This window comes from Streptomyces sp. NPDC026062 (genome assembly GCF_055568375.1).
The window spans coordinates 1-17,471 of record NZ_JBVHOQ010000075.1 but is presented as its reverse complement, the minus strand read 5'-3'; the positions used below and the strand labels follow the sequence as shown (position 1 = coordinate 17,471).

General features: G+C 69.5%; 14 protein-coding genes and 1 pseudogene. 12 read left to right on the top strand and 3 right to left on the bottom strand.

Annotated elements, in window-relative coordinates:
- The first annotated feature begins 226 nt into the window (after nucleotides 1–226).
- The gene (locus tag ACZ4LX_RS36700; RefSeq protein WP_467651435.1) at nucleotides 227–967 is read left to right on the top strand and encodes a class I SAM-dependent methyltransferase; all 741 of its coding nucleotides are present in this window, start codon (nucleotides 227–229) and stop codon (nucleotides 965–967) included.
- 200 nt (nucleotides 968–1,167) lie between these two features.
- Here ACZ4LX_RS36700 and ACZ4LX_RS36695 read toward each other — a convergent pair whose 3' ends face one another.
- Nucleotides 1,168–1,797: a cysteine hydrolase family protein gene (locus ACZ4LX_RS36695; protein WP_467651434.1), complete on the bottom strand. Its 630-nt coding sequence runs from the start codon at nucleotides 1,795–1,797 to the stop codon at nucleotides 1,168–1,170.
- 120 nt (nucleotides 1,798–1,917) lie between these two features.
- On the opposite strand from ACZ4LX_RS36695, the gene ACZ4LX_RS36690 reads away from it, so the two are divergent.
- The 4 genes from ACZ4LX_RS36690 to ACZ4LX_RS36675 all read left to right on the top strand — a co-directional run bounded on the left by ACZ4LX_RS36690 (nucleotide 1,918) and on the right by ACZ4LX_RS36675 (nucleotide 6,090).
- On the top strand, nucleotides 1,918–2,874 hold the full coding sequence (locus ACZ4LX_RS36690; protein WP_467651433.1) for a GlxA family transcriptional regulator: 957 nt from the start codon (nucleotides 1,918–1,920) through the stop codon (nucleotides 2,872–2,874).
- A gap of 78 nt (nucleotides 2,875–2,952) precedes the next feature.
- Nucleotides 2,953–3,504, top strand: a complete 552-nt coding sequence (locus tag ACZ4LX_RS36685) for a GNAT family N-acetyltransferase (protein WP_467651432.1) — start codon at nucleotides 2,953–2,955, stop codon at nucleotides 3,502–3,504.
- Between the two features lie 561 nt (nucleotides 3,505–4,065).
- The gene (locus tag ACZ4LX_RS36680; protein WP_467651431.1) at nucleotides 4,066–4,887 is read left to right on the top strand and encodes a helix-turn-helix transcriptional regulator; all 822 of its coding nucleotides are present in this window, start codon (nucleotides 4,066–4,068) and stop codon (nucleotides 4,885–4,887) included.
- A 153-nt stretch (nucleotides 4,888–5,040) separates the two neighbouring features.
- Entirely contained in the window at nucleotides 5,041–6,090 is a 1,050-nt protein-coding gene (locus tag ACZ4LX_RS36675; RefSeq protein WP_467651430.1) for a PhlD, read from the top strand.
- 148 nt (nucleotides 6,091–6,238) lie between these two features.
- Here the strand turns inward: ACZ4LX_RS36675 and ACZ4LX_RS36670 are convergent, their stop codons facing one another.
- Both ACZ4LX_RS36670 and ACZ4LX_RS36665 read right to left on the bottom strand, forming a co-directional pair.
- Entirely contained in the window at nucleotides 6,239–6,919 is a 681-nt protein-coding gene (locus tag ACZ4LX_RS36670) for a 4'-phosphopantetheinyl transferase family protein (RefSeq protein WP_467651429.1), read from the bottom strand.
- The gene (locus ACZ4LX_RS36665; protein WP_467651428.1) at nucleotides 6,916–7,767 is read right to left on the bottom strand and encodes a metallophosphoesterase family protein; all 852 of its coding nucleotides are present in this window, start codon (nucleotides 7,765–7,767) and stop codon (nucleotides 6,916–6,918) included. Before ACZ4LX_RS36665 ends, ACZ4LX_RS36670 begins: the two co-directional genes overlap by 4 nt.
- Nucleotides 7,768–8,412: 645 nt before the next feature.
- Between ACZ4LX_RS36665 and ACZ4LX_RS36660 the strand changes: the two genes are divergently transcribed.
- The 7 genes and pseudogenes from ACZ4LX_RS36660 to ACZ4LX_RS36630 all read left to right on the top strand — a co-directional run bounded on the left by ACZ4LX_RS36660 (nucleotide 8,413) and on the right by ACZ4LX_RS36630 (nucleotide 17,359).
- Nucleotides 8,413–9,018 (top strand): hypothetical protein, encoded by a 606-nt coding sequence (locus tag ACZ4LX_RS36660; protein ID WP_467651427.1) that lies wholly within the window; start codon nucleotides 8,413–8,415, stop codon nucleotides 9,016–9,018.
- A 210-nt stretch (nucleotides 9,019–9,228) separates the two neighbouring features.
- Nucleotides 9,229–10,848: a phosphodiester glycosidase family protein gene (locus ACZ4LX_RS36655; protein WP_467651426.1), complete on the top strand. Its 1,620-nt coding sequence runs from the start codon at nucleotides 9,229–9,231 to the stop codon at nucleotides 10,846–10,848.
- Nucleotides 10,849–10,903: 55 nt separating this feature from the next.
- Nucleotides 10,904–11,929 (top strand): alpha/beta hydrolase, encoded by a 1,026-nt coding sequence (locus tag ACZ4LX_RS36650; RefSeq protein ID WP_467651425.1) that lies wholly within the window; start codon nucleotides 10,904–10,906, stop codon nucleotides 11,927–11,929.
- A gap of 219 nt (nucleotides 11,930–12,148) precedes the next feature.
- Nucleotides 12,149–13,351 (top strand): MFS transporter, encoded by a 1,203-nt coding sequence (locus tag ACZ4LX_RS36645; protein WP_467651437.1) that lies wholly within the window; start codon nucleotides 12,149–12,151, stop codon nucleotides 13,349–13,351.
- A gap of 269 nt (nucleotides 13,352–13,620) precedes the next feature.
- Nucleotides 13,621–14,193: pseudogene (gene thpR / locus ACZ4LX_RS36640) on the top strand (RNA 2',3'-cyclic phosphodiesterase); the annotation flags it as partial.
- Nucleotides 14,194–14,704: 511 nt separating this feature from the next.
- Nucleotides 14,705–15,871 (top strand): alanine--tRNA ligase-related protein, encoded by a 1,167-nt coding sequence (locus tag ACZ4LX_RS36635; protein WP_467651424.1) that lies wholly within the window; start codon nucleotides 14,705–14,707, stop codon nucleotides 15,869–15,871.
- A 132-nt stretch (nucleotides 15,872–16,003) separates the two neighbouring features.
- Nucleotides 16,004–17,359 (top strand): VWA domain-containing protein, encoded by a 1,356-nt coding sequence (locus ACZ4LX_RS36630; RefSeq protein WP_467651436.1) that lies wholly within the window; start codon nucleotides 16,004–16,006, stop codon nucleotides 17,357–17,359.
- Nucleotides 17,360–17,471: the final 112 nt, after the last annotated feature.

Sequence of the window (17,471 nt, the reverse complement as noted above, 5' to 3'; positions counted from 1 at the left end):
CCAGATGGGCCGAGACCGGCCTCATCCACAAACTCGGCCCCGGCCTCTACGCCGCCACAACGTGGACCCCAACACCCCTTGCATGAACTGCGAAACGTTAACTACCCGGCCTTGGGCCTTGATCCCGAACTCTGGACAACTGCGCAGCAGAAGGGTGAGCCGGTGGTCACCCGGCCGCAGCGCAATCGTGTTGACCACCCCCGGCAGAGACTGCTTGAGTCAGCGCGTGGACAGCACTTCTGCCAACCGGCGGTTCTGGAACCAGATCAGCGGCGCCTACCAGCACAAGCACGACCCGCAGATCGGCGCAGCGCCCCGGCTGTGGGGCACGTACGCCATCCCCGACTCGCACCTGCACGCCCTGGGCGACGTCACCGGCAAGCGCGTCCTCGAACTCGGCTGCGGCGCCGGCCAGTGGTCCAGGGCTCTCGCCGCCGAGGGCGCCACCGTGGTCGGGCTCGACCTGTCCGACGCCCAGCTCGCCGCGGCAGCTCGTGCGATGGGAGCGGATCACTACCAGCTGGTGCAAGGCGCCGCCGAACACCTCCCGTTCGCCGCCGACAGCTTCGACCTGGTGTTCTGTGACTACGGAGGGCTCAGTTGGGCGCCCCCGCACCTGGCCGTCCCGCAGGCCGCACGCGTTCTGCGCCCCGGTGGGCGTCTGGTGTTCAACGTAGCCAGCCCGTGGTTCGAAGCCTGCTACGACGAGGCCGCCGGCCGCGCGACCACGACGCTGCAACAGGACTACTTCGGGCTGGACGCCATCGCCGAAGGCGAGGGCGCGGTCAGCTATCAGCTCACCTACGGCGACTGGATCAGGGTCCTTCGCTGCGCAGGTCTCGTTGTCGACGATCTCATCGAGCCGCGGCCCGGACCCGGAACAGCCAACGGCTACAACCAGACCGATCCGCCCGACTGGGCACACCACTGGCCGGCGGAAGCGCTCTGGGTATCCCACAAACCGTAAGTGCCACGGCGCCGGCACCTGGCGGCTTCCCCTCCTCGGCCGGGCCCGGGAGAGCCGGTCCCACCCACAGGCCACGGGACCTGCCCGCGACCGACGGGCCCACCGCGGGCACCGCCGGGCCAGCTCCTCCGGCACGGCATCGGTGACCCGGCCCCGTGCGTTCGTGGCGGACGTTGTCACCTGGCGGAGGGGGTGTGCCGTCAGTGCGCGGCCTGGCCCTGCCTGGCCGAGGTGATGAGGTCGCTCTTGGTGAGGCGGTCCTCGTCCGTGACGGCCGATCCCCAGGCGCCGGTGGTGGTGACCGCGGCCCAGTTCGAATGAAGCAGCGTCATCAGGGTCTCGTGCACCTGCTGCGCGGATGCGGTCCCGGCCTCGTTGGCGAGGTGGATGGCTCCGGTCGCGTCGGAGAGCACCTCGACTCCGAAACCGAGGGGCTCGGCCGCTGCGGAGGTGGACAGGACGCAATTGTTCGTCATGTATCCGACGAGGGTCAAGGTGTCGATCTCGTTCTCCCGGAACCACTCGGCCAGGCCGGTGGCGGCGAAGATGTCGGAGAAGTTCTTGGCCACTCGCTTGGCTGTGGGGCCAATGCGGCGCTCCACCTCGGGGTGGATTTCCCAGCCGGGTGAACCGGCCGTGAAGGCTGGGGCGCCTTGCGGGTACTCGTGCTGGACGGCGACGACCGGCATGTCCGCCTGAGCGGCGATGTCCAGGGCCCGCAGGATGTTCGCCAGCGATTCGTCGCGGGACGGGTACTGGATGTTCAACGATCCGTCGAAGTACTCCTGCTGCACGTCGATGAGGACAAGGGCGCGGCGTGGTGCGGTCAACGTTCTCTCCTGTTTTCCGGCGGATACGGCGCGGGTGGCGTCGTGCACACCATCCTCAGCGGGAGACAGCCACTACAGTGAGTGGCAGAAAAGCAGATAATCGATGAGATCAGGACAGGCATGCGTATCGCCATTCGCGCCTTCGACGGGATCACCGCGTTTCACCTCGCCGCGCCCCTGCTCGTCTTTGGCGAGGTGGCCCGGCAGGGACTGGCCACGGGGTGGACCACCACCGTGTGGAGCACGGGCGCACGCCCCGTCCACACCTCGGAGGGCCTCCGGATCGACAACCTCGCCGGGCCCGCCGCGGCGGAATCGGCGGACCTTCTCGTCATTCCTTCCTGGCCCACCGACTTGCCCGATCCGGACGACGATCTCGTCACTCTGATCCGGGACACGCACGCGCGCGGAGCGGGGATCGCCGGCCTCTGCCTCGGTGCGTTCCCCGTAGCGGGCAGTGGCGTGCTCGACGGGCGTGGCGTTGCCACCCACTGGGCCTCGGCGGAGAGTCTGGCGGATCGGTACCCCTCCGTGGAGGTGCACGCGGATGCCCTCTACCTGGATCACGGTGATGTGCTGACCTCCGCCGGAACGGCCTCCGGGCTCGACGCCTGTCTGCACATCGTCCGCAACCGACTGGGGGCGGCGGCCGCCGCCACCGTCGCACGCCATCTCGTCATCGCGCCCCACCGGGAGGGCGACCAGGCCCAGTACATCGACCGGCCCGTGGCCGATGACGCCGCGGGGCCCATCGGCAACACGATCACCTGGGCCCTGGCCAACCTCGACCAGCGTCTGTCCGTCACCGAACTCGCCGCCCACGCGCACATGAGTACCCGCAACTTCTCCCGCCGCTTCTACGAGACGACCGGCATGAGCCCCGCCAAGTGGGTTCTCACCCGCAGACTCGACGAGGCCCGCAGACTGCTGGAGACGACCGGCTGGAGCATCACCCGCATCTCCGCGTCATGCGGGTTCGCCAGCGCGGTGACGTTCCGGCAGAACTTCACCGCGCACTACGCGACCACACCGACGTCCTACCGCCGTCGCTTCACCGGCCACGCCACACCCCGATGAAAGGCTCTGCCCCGGGGGTTGGACCGGGGTCGGACATTCGGCCTTCCGTCCACCCCGTCAGGTACGAGGATGGTCCACATGACTCTGACCACCCCGGTGCTGCACACCGCTCGCCTGCGACTGCGCCCCTTCACCGACGCCGACGCCGACCTCCTCTTCGCGCTGCACAGCAGCGCCCACGTGATGCGGTACTGGGACTCCCCGCCGTGGAACGATCGGACCCGCGCCGCGCGCTTCATCACCATGTGCCGGAAGATGGGGGACGAAAGCACCGGGGCACGGTTGGCCATCGACCGCGCTTCTGATGGCGCCTTCGTCGGCTGGTGCGGTCTGACCGGATGGAACCCGGACTACCGCAGCGCGTCGTTGGGCTATGTCCTCGACACGTCGATGTGGGGCCACGGCTATGCGACGGAGGCCGCACACGCGTTGCTGCGGTGGGCATTCGACACGCTGGACCTGAATCGGGTTCAGGCCGAGACCGATACGCGCAACCTGGCATCCGCCCGGGTTCTGGAGAAGGTCGGATTCGTGCGTGAAGGGACGTTGCGGGAAGACTGCGTAGTGAACGGCGAGGTATCCGACTCGTGGGTGTTCGGGTTGATAAGGCGGGATTGGCGGCCGTCCTGACGGCCTCGCGCACGGTTGACGGCGGGACGTCGAAGGCCGGCACGGAGAGTCTCGGCGCGCATGTCGAGAGTGCGCGCGGCCCACCCGTCGCACGGCCCTCACCCGGGCGCGGCAGTCCACCAGCACCGCGGCCCGGACATGTGGAAGGTGCGGTCGGCGAGGGGATCACCGACCGCACCAAGAGCCCGTCCCGCCCCGACGAGGGGGTCGGAGTGGGCGGCGGGAAGGGCCGGAGCGGCAGACCACGCTGCGAAGCACCGCCACTGAAGGACAGGCTGTGGTCTGCCGGTCGAGCCCTTCCCGTCACCGTTCTGAACGGGACACAGAATTCCAGCCACTAGACCAAACCGCGCCCACTACCTATTGCGATTTGTCGGGAATCCCACACATGTAGCACCGTGATCACCACCCGCCGCGACTGCAGGCCGCCAGTGGCTCACACCCGTCCAGCATGACGGGTCAACAGATGGATATCTTCGGCTGGTTTTTAGCGCTAAGCCCCGTGCATATAAATAGGCTGCGTGCCGCACATCGTGTCTCATACACCGGGGATTTCATCGAATGAGCAAGAAGGCCCTGCGCGATCTCCTCACGGAGCGCCGCGCCCTGATCGACCCGACCGGCCACGGCTTCCAGCGCCCGGCGAAGCAGGGCCGGCGCGCTCCTGGCCTCTCCCAGCATCAGGTCGACCAGCTGTGCCACCGCACCCTCGGCACGTACCGGCGCCTTGAGTCCGGCGCGTACTCGAACCCGCCCGTTGACCTGCTGCGCGACATCGCCGAACTGTTCGCGCTGAACGAGCAGGAGTGGGTGTCGCTGTGCCGGTACGCGGGGATAGGGGATCCACCGGCCCCGCTCACCCCTCGCTCCGGGAAGGAGGTGCCCGGGGTGTGGCAGGAGGCAGTCGACGGGATGACGCACATGGCGTACGTGACCGACGCGTCGTGGGAACTGCTCGCGCACAACGCTCCGTTCGGTGAACTCTTCCCGGACGGCCGCATCCCGAAGAACACGATGCGGTGGATGCTCCTGGACCCGGACGGCCGGAACACCCTCACGGACTGGGCCACCGCGTGGGCACCCCTCGTCCTCCCCCAGCTCCGGGCCGCCCTCGCGGCCCGGCCCGACGACGAAGTGCTGCGCCAACTCGAGAAGGAGGTCACCGCGGACCCGGAGTGCGCACCGATCTGGGACACCGGCGGCGCCCACATTCATCCCGACGGCGACGAACGCCCCCTCCTCCATGCCGTGGACGGTCCCGGCTGGGTCACGATGTGCGCGGCCCAGCCCATGACCGCACCGGGCGCCCGTCTCATCGTCCTCGTATTCCACCCGGGTGCGAGGCGCGCCCACACCCGCACCCCTATGCTCCACGCCCTGTAACCGCGCCCAGGCGCGTCTCCACATCCAACCCCGCGGAACATACCGCGCGGTTCGTTACCGGCAAAGCTCTGATCAGGGGCAACACCTTGCTCCAGGTGCCTTAGGTTGTGCTCACCCCCACATGCCGCCGCACCCTGTCTGCCGGAGGATGTCGTGCCCGCCCACATAGCCCAGCCCTGCACCGTGTTCCCCTCCCACAAGGTCACCACCGGGGAAGTCCTCGACGACATCCGCAACCACCACTCCGACCATCCGCGCCTCGCCGCGATCCTTCGCATCGTCAACAACACCGGTGTGAACACACGCCACTTCACCCGCCCCCTCACCGCCCCCACCGTGTCGGGGAAGGCAGACATCGGGCAACGGGCCGCAGCCGCCTTCGGGGACGCCGTTGTCATGGCAGAGCAGGCAGCACGCACTGCCTTCACCACTCATGGTCTAGTTCCGGCCGATGTGGACGCGGTCATCACCACCCACTCCACCGGGTGGGCCGTCCCCAATCTGGACATTCACCTCATGGAGCGTCTCGGGCTGCGCCCGGACGTCCGCCGCGTCGCTCTGACCACCCTTGCGTGCGCCGGCGGCACCCAAGCCCTGATCCGGGCCGTCGACATGGTCACCGCCCGCCCCGGCACCACCGTGCTCGTCGTCGCCGCCGAAGTCATCTCCGCCGTGTACAACCACGAAGACACCGCCGTCGAGCACATGATCTACAAGGCCCTGTTCGGGGACAGTGCGGCTGCCACCCTCGTCACCAGCCAGCCCCTCGGCCCCGGCCTCGCCATCGCCGCCCCCTCGGACACGTACGAACACGTCCTCCCCAACAGCCTCGCCCGGTACAACGGGCGTGCCGACGCCGCCGGCTTCCACTTCGACTCCACGAAGGAGGCGCTCACCGCCGCGGACGACGTCCTGCCGCATTTCCTGGAGTGGCTCGGTCACCGCATCGTCGACTTCGGGGTCATCCACCCCGGCAGCCGGCGGATCATCAACGACACCGCCACCGCGCTCGGTCTCGACACCCACGACACCCGGCATTCCACCAGCACACTCGCCGACGAAGGCAACCTCGGCGGTGTCAGCGTCCTCCGCATCCTGGAACGCACCCACACCGAGGCGCCGCCCGCCGGCGCCACAGGGGTCGTCGTCGCGTTCGGGCCCGGGTTCGCCACGGCAGCCATGCGCGGCACCTGGCAGCACTGATCCCGGCTGCGTCGAACAGGTTCCGGCGGCTGGACGGAACGACGCCGAGACAGCCCGGCAGGGCGGCGGCCGGCGTTCGATTCACCACCGCCGGAACGATCCCAATGGCCTTTTGACCATGCAGTGGATCCTGCTCAGCAGCGTTCGGTCAGGGGTGAGGAACCGTGAGCGCGGTGACGACCAGGCCTTGGCGGATGACCCACCGACCGTCGAAGTGCCCGACCCGTAGTCCTCCGACCAGCGGCCCGGGGACGAGGAGTTCGGCGCGGAAGCGGCCTTGCGGCGAGGCTCCGGGATCTTGGTGGAACTCGATGTCCGCCTCCTCGAAGTCCAGCCACTTCCCGGTCAGCGGGAACCACGCCTTGTAGACGGACTCCTTGGCGCTGAACAGCAGCCGGTCCCAGTGAACGGCCGGCTGCCCGGCACCGAGCAGAGCCAGACGCTTCCGCTCAGCGGGAAGGGCCACGGATTCCAGGACGCCGTCCGGGAGCGGACCGTGCGGTTCCGCGTCGATGCCGAGGGAGGCCAGGTCGGTGGCGCGGACCAGGGCGGCGGCACGGTACCCGTCGCAGTGGGTCATGCTGCCGAGCAGGCCCTCGGGCCAGCGGGGAGCACCGCGCTCACCCGGCAGAATGGGCCCGGGCGGGACGCCGAGCTTGTCCATGGCCCGGCGGGCGCAGGCACGCACCGCGGTGAACTCGCGGCGGCGCTTGTCCACCGCCCGCGCCACCACCGTCTCCTCCTCGGGGTGGAGCGGGGCGTGGTCGGCCGCGTCTCCGGCCAGGCTCTCGACGGCCACCACTGAGTCCGGGAGTACTTCCTCGATCATTGGCTTCGCTCTCCTGACGGCAGGATGCGGCGTAGGGTGCCGGGCGTCCCCTTCCGGGTACGCCACTCGCGTGGGTACCCCACCGACACCTCTTCGAACCGGACGCCTTCGTGCCAGGTGGTCCGGGGGATGTGGAGGTGGCCGTAGACCATGGCCGCCACCCGGAATCTGTGGTGCCAGTCGGCGGTCAGCCGGGTGCCGCACCACATCGCGAACTCGGGGTACCACAGGACATCGGTGGGATGACGGTCCAATGGGTAGTGGTTGACGAGGACGGTGGGCAGGTTCTCGTCAAGCTCTGCCAGCCGACGCTCGGTCCGGGCCACCCGGTCCCGGCACCAGGCCTCACGGCTCGGGTACGGATCGGGGTGCAGCAGGTATTCGTCGTTGCAGACGACGCCGGTCTTGTGTGCGTAGGCCAGGCCCTCGCTCCTGGTGTTGCAGCCGGCCGGCAGAAAACTGTAGTCGTACAGGAGGAACAGCGGTGCGACGGCGACCGGGCCGGTGGGGCCGTTCCAGACCGGATAGGGGTCCTCGGGAGTGGTCACGCCCAGATCGCGGCACACGTCGACCAGGTGCTCGTAGCGGGCGACGCCGCGAAGGGTGACGGTGTCCTTCGGGTGTGTCCACAGTTCGTGGTTGCCGGGGGCCCAGACCACCTTGCGGAATCGGCTCGCCAGGGTCCCGAGGGCCCATTCGATGTCGGCCACGGTCTCGGCGACGTCACCGGCCACGAGCAGCCAGTCGTCGTCGGAGTCGGGAACCATCTTCTCCACCAGCGCGCGGTTCTCGGGATAGCTGATGTGCAGGTCGCTGATAGCCAGCAGTTGCCCGGCACTGTGGGTCATCGGTGTTCCCCTTCATTCCCGCGCGTGTGATCGCGTCCACGACAGCACACCCCACGACGTGCTGACAAGGATTCATCCGCTGTGGGCGGTCGGTGTCACGCGGCGCCAGCCCTGCTTGTGGTCGCAAGGAGGGCCGAAGGCGAGCAGAACAGCATCCGGCGCGGACGACGCCGAGTTGGGCGGCAACCGCGCCGCACCCGTCAGCGAGCTCGTCAGAGTGAAGAAGCCGACGCCGATCCGTCGCGGGTCCAGGGGCCGACACCGACGGAACAGCCCTCACCGGCCGGGTCCCCTCCTGCCTCTGCGACCGCGTCCCCTTCCGCTGCGAACGGGCCGGCCGCTGACAGAGTCGTTCCTGGCGCAGGAACGCGGCATCCCCCGGACGTGCCGCGTCGACGGTGTCCGAACGGGTGGGGGCCGACGGGGCTCCGTCCGTCGGCGGTGCGCAGGGCTGACGCGTGAACGGATGCCGCCCGGGGCTGTGAGTCGCGCCGCACAACCGTGGCTCACGTCGCCCTGCGGAAAGGACCCTTCCGGCAGGACCTGCGTCGCGTCGTGCCAGGCTTCTCCGGGGAATTCCCGAGGCGGTATGTGAGTAGCATCGGGGACTGACCCTCCATTTGCCCAATGAAAGACGAGGACCTCATGTCCGACACTGGTTCAGCAGCCGGAGTGACCGCGGGGTATGCGCAGAAGGTCACCGAGGACCTCGCGGCCAACACGAACGAGCAGGAACAGGTGCGTGCCGAGCTGGCGAGGCTGCAGAGCGAACTCCTTCAACTTGAGGAGAGCGAGCGGGTTCTGGTGAAGATGCAGGGCGTGCTCGCCGAGGTCGGGAAGCCGGAATCGGGTCGCGGCAAGAAGAAGAAGGAAGCTGCTGTTCCGGCTGCGCGCCGCGGGACGAGCGCGACGGGGCAGGGGAAGGCGACCCGCAGGAGCAGTTCGTCGAAGGCCCGTTCGGCGGATTCCGCGGGGAAGGCCGCTCCCGCCAAGGGAGCAGCCGAGGAGACCTGGGTGGCGCTGATCGAGAGCTACCTGACCGATCACAGCGGTCCGAAGTCGGCGGCGGAGGTCTCCGCCGCTCTGGCCGAGGCCCACCCCCGGCGCAAGGTGCAGCAGACGGTGGTGCGCAACAGTCTCGAACAGGGTGTTGCCCGAGGTCTGCTGACGCGCTCCAAGCAGGGCCGTTCCGTCTACTACACCACTGCCGACGCGTCTGCGTCCGATACGCCTGCCCCGCCCGTTCAGTAGCGCCGTCCGACGGCTCATGCAGGCTGCGTCCGTCCGGCGCACCCCGCATGAGCCGTCCCGCGCCGGGCAAGTGCCCGGCGGATGGCGGGAATACGGTCGCTGCCGTAGCGGACGCCCCTTCCACGATGATCGTCATTGACGTGCACACGTCTTGACTGGCAGGCGTCGGTACACGCACCTTTGCTGGGCGGATCTCTCCCAGGGGGGTACATGAACAGCAAGGTCCTCGGCGCGTCCACGGTCCTGGTCATGTTGGCTCTGCTGGGTGCCGTGCCGGTGCCGGCATCGCCCGAACCACGTCCGGAGCCGGCACAGGCACTACCGCTGGGTGCCGTCGGCCTGACCGAGACCCGCAGTACGCGGACGCTCCAGCCCGGCGTCACGCTCACGCGGATCGTGCGCGGCGCCGACGCTGCGGCGCTCGCGTGGACGATCGAGGTCGCCATACCCGGCGGTGCCACCTCGCCCGACCCCGACGCACCGCCGACCGCGCTGAAGGACCGGGCGAGCGCCGACGAGCTCACTCTTGAGGTGCAGGGGGCCGGCTTCGATGCCAGGGCCGAACATGTCATGACTCCGGCCGTCTCCGACTACGCCGGCGGATCGCTCGGGTGGCGGGTCCGGGTAGGACGGTTCGAATCGCAGTCGGCCGCTTCGGCCGGACTCACCCGGCTGAGAAAGGCCGGGTACGCCGGATCCGCCGTGTACACCGGTTGGGACGGCGATCCCGCAGACCGTGGCCCGTGGCGGATCGACGTGCTCACCATCGACCCGGACCGGTTCCACGGCGGGCTCAAGGCGTCGTACGGTCCCGATCTGGAGAACCGCGAGAAGACCAGCGAACTGGCGGTCGCGGCGGGCGCGACCGCAGGGATCAACGCCGGGTTCTTCGTCCTCGACCCGAAGGCCGGAGCACCGGGCGATCCGGCCGGCGTCGGCGTATACGACGGCAGGTTGCTGAGCGAGCCGGTGAACGGCCGCCCCGGCCTGGTGATCCGCGAGGACGGCCGCCACAGCCGGATCGCCCGGCTCACCTGGAGGGCGCGAGTCGTCGGCCGGGGCGCGCCGCAGCCTCTGGACGGCATCAACCGGGTGCCGGGCTTGATCAGGAACTGCGGCGGCGGTGACGACGACACTCCGACCTCGCTCCCCCTGCACGACGTGACATGCACCGACGACGACGAGCTCGTTGCCTTCACCCCTGAATACGGCCGCCAGACGCCGGGCGGCAACGGCCTGGAGGCCGTACTGGACAGTCGCGGCCGGGTGCTGGAGCTGCGCTCGCCACGCGGCGGACCGCTGCCGGCCGGCGGCAGTTCCGTGCGGGCGACCGGCGAACGCGTCGCCCAACTGGCCGCCCTGGCACGGATCGGCCGGCCCCTGAACATCGAAAGGGAGTTGCGGGACGGCGACGGCCGCAAGGTCTCTGCGTCACCGGCGACCGGCATCCTCAACGGGGGCCCCGAACTGGTCCGCGACGGAAGCCTGCACGTCACGCCGCCCGCGACCGACGGCATGGTGCAGCCCGGCCAGGCCAGTTTCTACTACGGATGGGTGCACAAGCGTAATCCCCGCACGCTGGCCGGGGTGGACGCCGCCGGCAGAACCGTACTGGTGACAGCCGACGGGCGCAGCACGGACGCGCTCGGGCTGAGCATCCCCGAGAGCGCCGCCGTCGCCCGGGCTCTCGGCCTGAGCGACGCGGTCAGTCTCGACGGCGGCGGGTCCACCACCATGACGGTCGACGGGCAAGTCATCAACTCACCGTCCGACGCCGCCGGTGAACGCCCCGTCGGGGACGCCCTGCTGATCCTGCCCGGCCGGAACTGACCAGCCCCGGCCAGACAAGGCCCGAGCCCGCGATCTCTCACTGTCAGGAGCCGCTATGACTGCCGTCCCGATCCGAAGAGCCCGCCTCCTGCTCGTTGTTGTCACACTGCTGTTCACACTGGTGTCGGCGCCCGTGCCATGGGCCACCGCCTCGGCGGCGTCACCCGCCTCGGACTCGGGCGGGCTCGTCCCGTCCCGGGGTGCCGAGGTCGTCGCGACCACCCAGGTCGCCGACCGGCAGGTCGACTTGTCCGTCCGTTCAACGGCCCTCGGCGGCCGGACGGTGAACGTGCGCCTCCTCACGCCCGACGGCTGGGACCCGGGTGACCGGAGCCGACGCTGGCCCACCCTGTGGCTGCTGCACGGCTGCTGCGGGGACTACACGTCGTGGACCGCTCGGACCGACCTCGCGCGCACCGAGAGTCTGCGCAAGGTGCTCGTGGTCATGCCGGAGGCAGGCTGGAACGGCTGGTACAGCGACTGGTGGAACGACGGCCGGGGCGGTGACCCGGCGTGGGAGACCTTCCACACGAAAGAGCTGCGTCTCCTGCTCGAACACGGCTGGGGAGCGAGCAGCAATCGCGTCGTGGCGGGCCTTTCGATGGGCGGCCAGGGCGCCCTGCTGTACGCCGCCCGGCACCCCGGGATGTTCAAGGCGGCAGCGGCGTACTCCGGCTCCGTGCACCCGCTGCTCGACGACGAGTCGGTGAACCGCATCATGGGGTTCTTCGCCGGCCAGGGAAACGACCCGCTGAGGGTCTGGGGCGACCCGGTGGCGCAACGAGATGTCTGGGCGGCCCACGACCCGTTCCATCTGGCCGAGCACCTCAAGTCGATCCCCGTGTACCTGTCCTGCGGTGACGGCACCACCGGCCCCCTGGACACGCCCGGCAGCACCAGCGCGCTGGAGGCGGACTTCAACAGACAGAACCAGGCCCTTGCCGACGAACTCGAACGCCGTGGCGCACGGCACGTGACCACGCGCTTCTACGGACCCGGAACCCATGGCTGGGCTTACTGGCAGCGTGAGTTGCACTCCTCGCTGCCGATGCTGCTCCATGCTCTGGGGGCCGGTCGCTGAAGGACCGTCTGCCGCGATCGTCCACCGCCCGTCTCCGCCCCTCTCCGGGTGCGGACGGGGACGGGCGGACGCGTGGACGGGCGGACAGCCGGGCGGTGACGGATACGCGGACTCCGGTATCCGTGCCCATTTCTCGCCACCGGCCGCGACTCGCCCGGCCTGCGCCCCTCGCGCCGGGCGCCGTCCGCGGGGGTGGCCGATCGTAAGGTGACGCGGGTGATCGTTGGTGAGAGTGCGGTGAAAGCGGGCGGCGGACGGCGGCCCGGCTATCCGGCAGCGGCTGTGGTGTTCGCCATCGGAATGGCCGGGACCACGCTGCCCACTCCTTTGTACGGGCTCTATCAGCAACAGATCGGTTTCTCCGAGCTGATGGTGACCGTCGTGTTCGCCGCCTACGCCCTGGCGGTCATCGCCGTACTGATGCTGATGGGCAACTACTCCGACAAGGCCGGCCGCAGACCCGTGCTCCTGTGCGCCATGGTGCTGTCGGCGGGGAGCGCGGGGTGTTTCCTGCTGGAGGGCGGGCTGCCGCTGCTCTTCGCGGGCCGCCTCCTGTCCGGCGGCGCGGCCGGCCTGCTGAGCGGCGCGGCAACGGCGGCGGTCCTGGAACTCGCCCGTCCCGGGCAGAAGGCGCGGGCCGGTTTCGCCGCAACGGCCGCGAACATGGGAGGGCTGGGCTGCGGGCCGCTGCTCTCCGGCTTCCTGGCCGAATACTCGCCGTGGCCGCTGACGCTGCCCTTCTGGGTTCACCTGGGCCTGGTGACCGTGGCATGCGGGATCACCTGGTGTCTGCCGGAGACCGTGCGCCGGACTCAGCGCCGCCCGCGGCCGGAGCCTCAGGGCATCTCGGTGCCGTCCGAGGTCCAGGGTGTGTTCGCACGCGCCTCCGTGGCTGCGTTCGCCGGCTTCGCCCTGCTCGGGCTTTTCACAGCGGTCGCGCCGAGCTTCGCCGCGCAGACGCTGGGCGTGGACAACCTGGCCGTCACCGGAGCCATCGTGTTCTCCGTCTTTCTGGCCTCGACTGCCGGGCAGTCGCTGACCCGGCGGATCGGCTCGCGCCTCGCGCTCCCGCTCGGGTGCGGTGCGCTCGTCGTCGGCCTGCTGCTGGTGGCGTCGTCGCTGATCGCGGAATCCCTGCCGCTGCTCGTCCTCGGTGCTCTGTGCGGGGGCACGGGCCAGGGGCTGTCCTTTCGTGCGGCACTCACGCTGGTCAGCGATGCCGCACCGGCCATGCACCGGGGCGGCACCATTTCGGCCTTCTTCGTCGTCGCGTACACCGGGATCTCGGTGCCGGTGGTCGGGGTCGGCGCTCTGGCCACCTGGCTCGGTCTGCGCGAGGCCGGGCTGATCTTCACGGCTTGCGTCATCCTGCTGGCCGGCGGCGCGGGCACGTACGCCGCTCTCAAGCCGCCGCAGCAGTAGGCGGAAGGCGTCCCGCGCACCGGCAGCGGCCTCGTCCCACCCGACGGCCCTGGCTGCACACCGCGTATGATCGCGCTGGTCGTCAAGGGCCTCCGATCCCTCCATGGATGCGCTCACCCCTGGCTGCGGGCGGCAAGTGGGACGGTCCGGATCCACCCCGATGACCGGTAGTGGCCGTCAGCTCGTGCGGCCATGTCCCGGCGCGCCGCCTCCTTCGCCGACTTCCCCCGCCATCGCACCAAACGCCTGGATCCGGTACGGAGCCCGATGTGAACGAACCGGCACAGCCCGCGACCATTCGCGTGTTCATCGCCCTCGCCCCGCCCGACCCCGCCAAGGAAGAACTGGCCCGGGAACTCCGCGCCGCCTACGGCACTCACCCAGGCATGCGGTGGAACCGTATCGAGGACTGGCACATCACACTCGCGTTCCTCGGCGAGCTACCGGCCGAAACGGTTCCCCTTCTGCGCCCGCCCCTCGCCGGCGTCGCGGCGGCACATCGGCCACCCCGCCTGGCGCTGCGGGGCGGCGGGAACTTCGACGACCGGGTGCTGTGGACCGGGATCGACGGCGACATGGACGAGTTGCACCGTCTCGCGGCTGACGTGCGTGCAGCGGTCCGGGGCTGCGGGATCGCGTTCGAGGAACGGCCTCTGCGACCGCATCTGACGCTGGCCCGTGCGCGCCGGGGCGACCGGTCCTCGGCAGCGGAAATCGCGGCGGGGATCTCCGGGTTCACCGGACACCGGTGGGCTGCGCAGCGTCTGCACCTGGTCGGCAGCAACGTCGGCCGGAGCCCTGAGCCGATCTTCTATCGCGATATCACCGCGTGGCCCCTCGGCTCCGAGGTCTCCGGAGTCTCCGGTGCCACTGATGCCTCCGGGATCTCGGCGGTCTCAGAGATGTCAGAGGTCTCCGGTGACGGATACTCGACATCTGAGTCCCCTGCGGGCGGATGCTGCCCGCCCGCGGGCTCCGCTCATGACGGCTGATTCCTGATCCTCCCCGGACCACGGGTCCGCACTCCGCCTGATGTCGGAGCCCTTCGGCCAGAAGGGACTTGACGTCGTGCAGCGCCTCGGCCGGACCACAGAGCCGGACGACGGAGGCCGAAAAAAACTCATGTGTTCCGGTGAACACACCACGGTAGAGTCGGCCACATGAACGTCACCGGCTCAAGCACCACCGCGACCGCGCGAGCGACCAGCTCGCCGGTTGCCGCCGTCTGACCTTCCCTCCCCCGGCGACCGGAAACGGTCCGTCGGTAGTGCCGTGGAGCCCCTGGCCCCGGCCGGGCGACCAACGGTTCCGTTCTCCGGTGCCTCCCCCGCTGTATCGCGAAGGAGCCATCCCATGCATACGGAACAGCTGCTCAGTACGTTCGTCGAGTACTTCGAAGAGCGCGGCCACCGCCTGATCACCGGCTCGACGCTGCTGCCCCCACCGGGCGACCCCGTCCTGTTCACCACTTCCGGCATGCACCCGCTGACTCCGTATCTGGAGGGCCGTCCCCATCCGCTGGGCAGACGGCTGGTCAACGTTCAGCGCTGTCTGCGCACCACTGATCTGGAGGAGGTCGGTGACGCCACCCACCTGACGGTCTTCGAGATGCTCGGCACCTGGTCGCTGGGCGACTACGAGGGCCCTCTCAGTCTCGACTGGGGGTACGGGCTGCTCACCGAGGCCCTGGGCATCGATCCCGGTCTGCTGCATGCCACCGTCCACGCCGGCGACAGCCAGTGCGAGCCCGACCGTGCCTCTCTTGAGCTGTGGCAGGGGCTCGGTGTCCCCGTCGAACTCACCCTGGAGGACAATTGGTGGTCCAACGGACCCGTCGGACCGTGCGGTCCCGACTCGGAGATCTTCCTCTGGAGCGGTGACTGCCCACCCGAGTCGACGCCCACCCGGGACGACCGCTGGGTGGAGGTGTGGAACCACGTCATGATGAGGCATCGACGGCTCGACGACGGCTCCCTCGTGCCTCTTCCTCAGCGCAACGTCGACACCGGCCTGGGCCTGGAGCGGCTCGCCTCCCTGCTCCAGGGCAAGTCGTCCGTGTTCGAGTGCGACCTCTTCGACCTCTGGCGCCGGCTCGTGCCGCCCCTGTGGCGGCTGGATGAACCGTCACTGCGTCTGGTCTGCGACCATCTGCGTTCAGCCGTCGTGGTCCTGGGGGACGACGTGCGGCCGGCCAACACCGGACGGGGCTACGTGCTGCGCCGCCTGGTACGGCGGGTCCTCACCGTGCTGTGGCGGGAGGATCCTTCGTACAGTCTCGGCGATCTTCCCGATGACCTGGTCCGGCACACCCTGGACCACTTCCGGCAGGACATGTCACCGGCCGGCGTGCGTCAGGAGCTGCATGACGAGGAACAACGGTTCCGTCGCCTCATGGAACGCGGTCGGCAGGTACTCTCCCGCCCCCGGTTCCGAGGCCGGCTGACCGAGGAGGACCTTCACTACCTTCACGACACCCATGGTCTGCCGCGCGACCTGATCAGGAGTCTCCGGCACGGCTGAGGAGCACCGGCCCGGGGCGCCGGGATCCTGCGGGCCGCGGGCCACCGGCCGGCCGGATCCCGTCCCCCTGGGGTCATGCGCAGCGGCGGAAGGCAGACTGTACGTGTGAGGACACTGAGCAAGGGCGCCAACATGGCGGTGCCGGCATCCACCATCCGAGCTGTCCTGGGCTGGTCCCCCGGACCCGGCGTGCCGGATGTGGACGCTTCCGCACTGCTGCTGACCAGCAGCGGCCGGGTCCGTTCCGACGGCGATTTCGTCTTCTACAACCAGCCTCAGCATGCTTCCGGCGCCGTGCGTCACTTCGGCAAGCAGGCGGGCAGCGACTCGCTGGACATCGATCTCCGCACCCTGGGACGGGATATCGAACGCATCGCCCTGTGCGCTTCGGCCGACGGCGGGACCTTCGGTAAGGTACCCGGGCTCCATCTGCGGCTGTTCGATGCCGTGTCCGGTGCCGAGCTGGCCCGCTTCGACATGGCGGCGGGCTCGGAGACCGCGTATGTGAGCGGGGAGCTCTACCGGCGCGACGGCGGATGGAAGTTCCGGGCCGTCGGCCAGGGTTACGCGGACGGGCTGGCCGGGCTGGCAACGGACTTCGGCATCAGCGTCGACGCCGAGCAGCCCGCACCCGCTCCCGCGCACCGCTCCCCCACGCCACCGACCGCCCGGCCGGTTTCCGCCGCCGGCTCCGCGACCGGCCGGGACGAGCCCCCGATCCGGCTCACCAAGGGTGAGGAGAACCTCCCGGTCGACATGCGCAAGCGTCTGTCGCTCCGCAAACAACAGGTCGCGGTCAGCCTGACCAAGCACGGTCTGGCCAAGCTGACCGCGCGCGTCATCCTCGTCCTCGACGCGTCCGGATCGATGAGCGGCCTCTACACACGCGGCACCGTGGCGAGCGTGACCGAGCGGATGGCGGCCGTCGCGGCACAGCTCGACGACGACGGGGAGATGCAGGCCTGGACGTTCGCCAGCAATCCCGCCAGGTTGCCCGACCTCGTGGTCGGTGAGCTGCCCCAATGGCTGGCCCTGCACGTGCGCGTGGGCCAGGCGAGTCTCTTCGGCCGCAAGAAGCCACCGAAGGGGCTCAGCCCCGGGCAGGTCGACATGCGAGCGGTCGGGATCCAGAACGAGGAGCAGAAGGTCATCGCCGAAGTACGCGCGTTCGTGCGTGAGAATCCTTCGCCCGACCCGACCCTCGTTCTGTTCTTCTCGGACGGAGGCGTGTACCGGAACAAAGAGATCGAGCGGGAGCTGCGTGCGGCGGTGGAGGAGCCGGTCTTCTGGCAGTTCATCGGGCTCGGCCGGTCGCACTACGGCGTGCTGGAACGCTTCGACACGCTGCCCGGCCGGCGGGTGGACAACGTCGGGTTCTTCGCCGCGGACGACATCGAGAAGGTCCCTGACGCGGAGCTGTACGACCGGCTCCTGTCGGAGTTCCCGTCCTGGCTGACGGCCGCACGGCAGCTCGGCATCCTGCGCTGACCGTCCGCCCGAGGTCTGGCTAGGTTCTGTCGTCAAATGATCTTGTGTGGTGGATCATGGTCGGGTGATACGTCGCCATGAACTGTCGGATGCCGAGTGGGAGTTCGTCCGC

Coding starts and splice junctions, on each gene's coding strand:
- ACZ4LX_RS36635 (WP_467651424.1), top strand. CDS start 14,705: ATGCATACGGAACAGCTGCTCAGTACGTTCGTCGAGTACTTCGAAGAG.
- ACZ4LX_RS36665 (WP_467651428.1), bottom strand. CDS start 7,767: ATGACCCACAGTGCCGGGCAACTGCTGGCTATCAGCGACCTGCACATC.
- ACZ4LX_RS36630 (WP_467651436.1), top strand. CDS start 16,004: ATGGCGGTGCCGGCATCCACCATCCGAGCTGTCCTGGGCTGGTCCCCC.
- ACZ4LX_RS36660 (WP_467651427.1), top strand. CDS start 8,413: ATGTCCGACACTGGTTCAGCAGCCGGAGTGACCGCGGGGTATGCGCAG.
- ACZ4LX_RS36685 (WP_467651432.1), top strand. CDS start 2,953: ATGACTCTGACCACCCCGGTGCTGCACACCGCTCGCCTGCGACTGCGC.
- ACZ4LX_RS36655 (WP_467651426.1), top strand. CDS start 9,229: ATGAACAGCAAGGTCCTCGGCGCGTCCACGGTCCTGGTCATGTTGGCT.
- ACZ4LX_RS36650 (WP_467651425.1), top strand. CDS start 10,904: ATGACTGCCGTCCCGATCCGAAGAGCCCGCCTCCTGCTCGTTGTTGTC.
- ACZ4LX_RS36690 (WP_467651433.1), top strand. CDS start 1,918: ATGCGTATCGCCATTCGCGCCTTCGACGGGATCACCGCGTTTCACCTC.
- ACZ4LX_RS36680 (WP_467651431.1), top strand. CDS start 4,066: ATGAGCAAGAAGGCCCTGCGCGATCTCCTCACGGAGCGCCGCGCCCTG.
- ACZ4LX_RS36670 (WP_467651429.1), bottom strand. CDS start 6,919: ATGATCGAGGAAGTACTCCCGGACTCAGTGGTGGCCGTCGAGAGCCTG.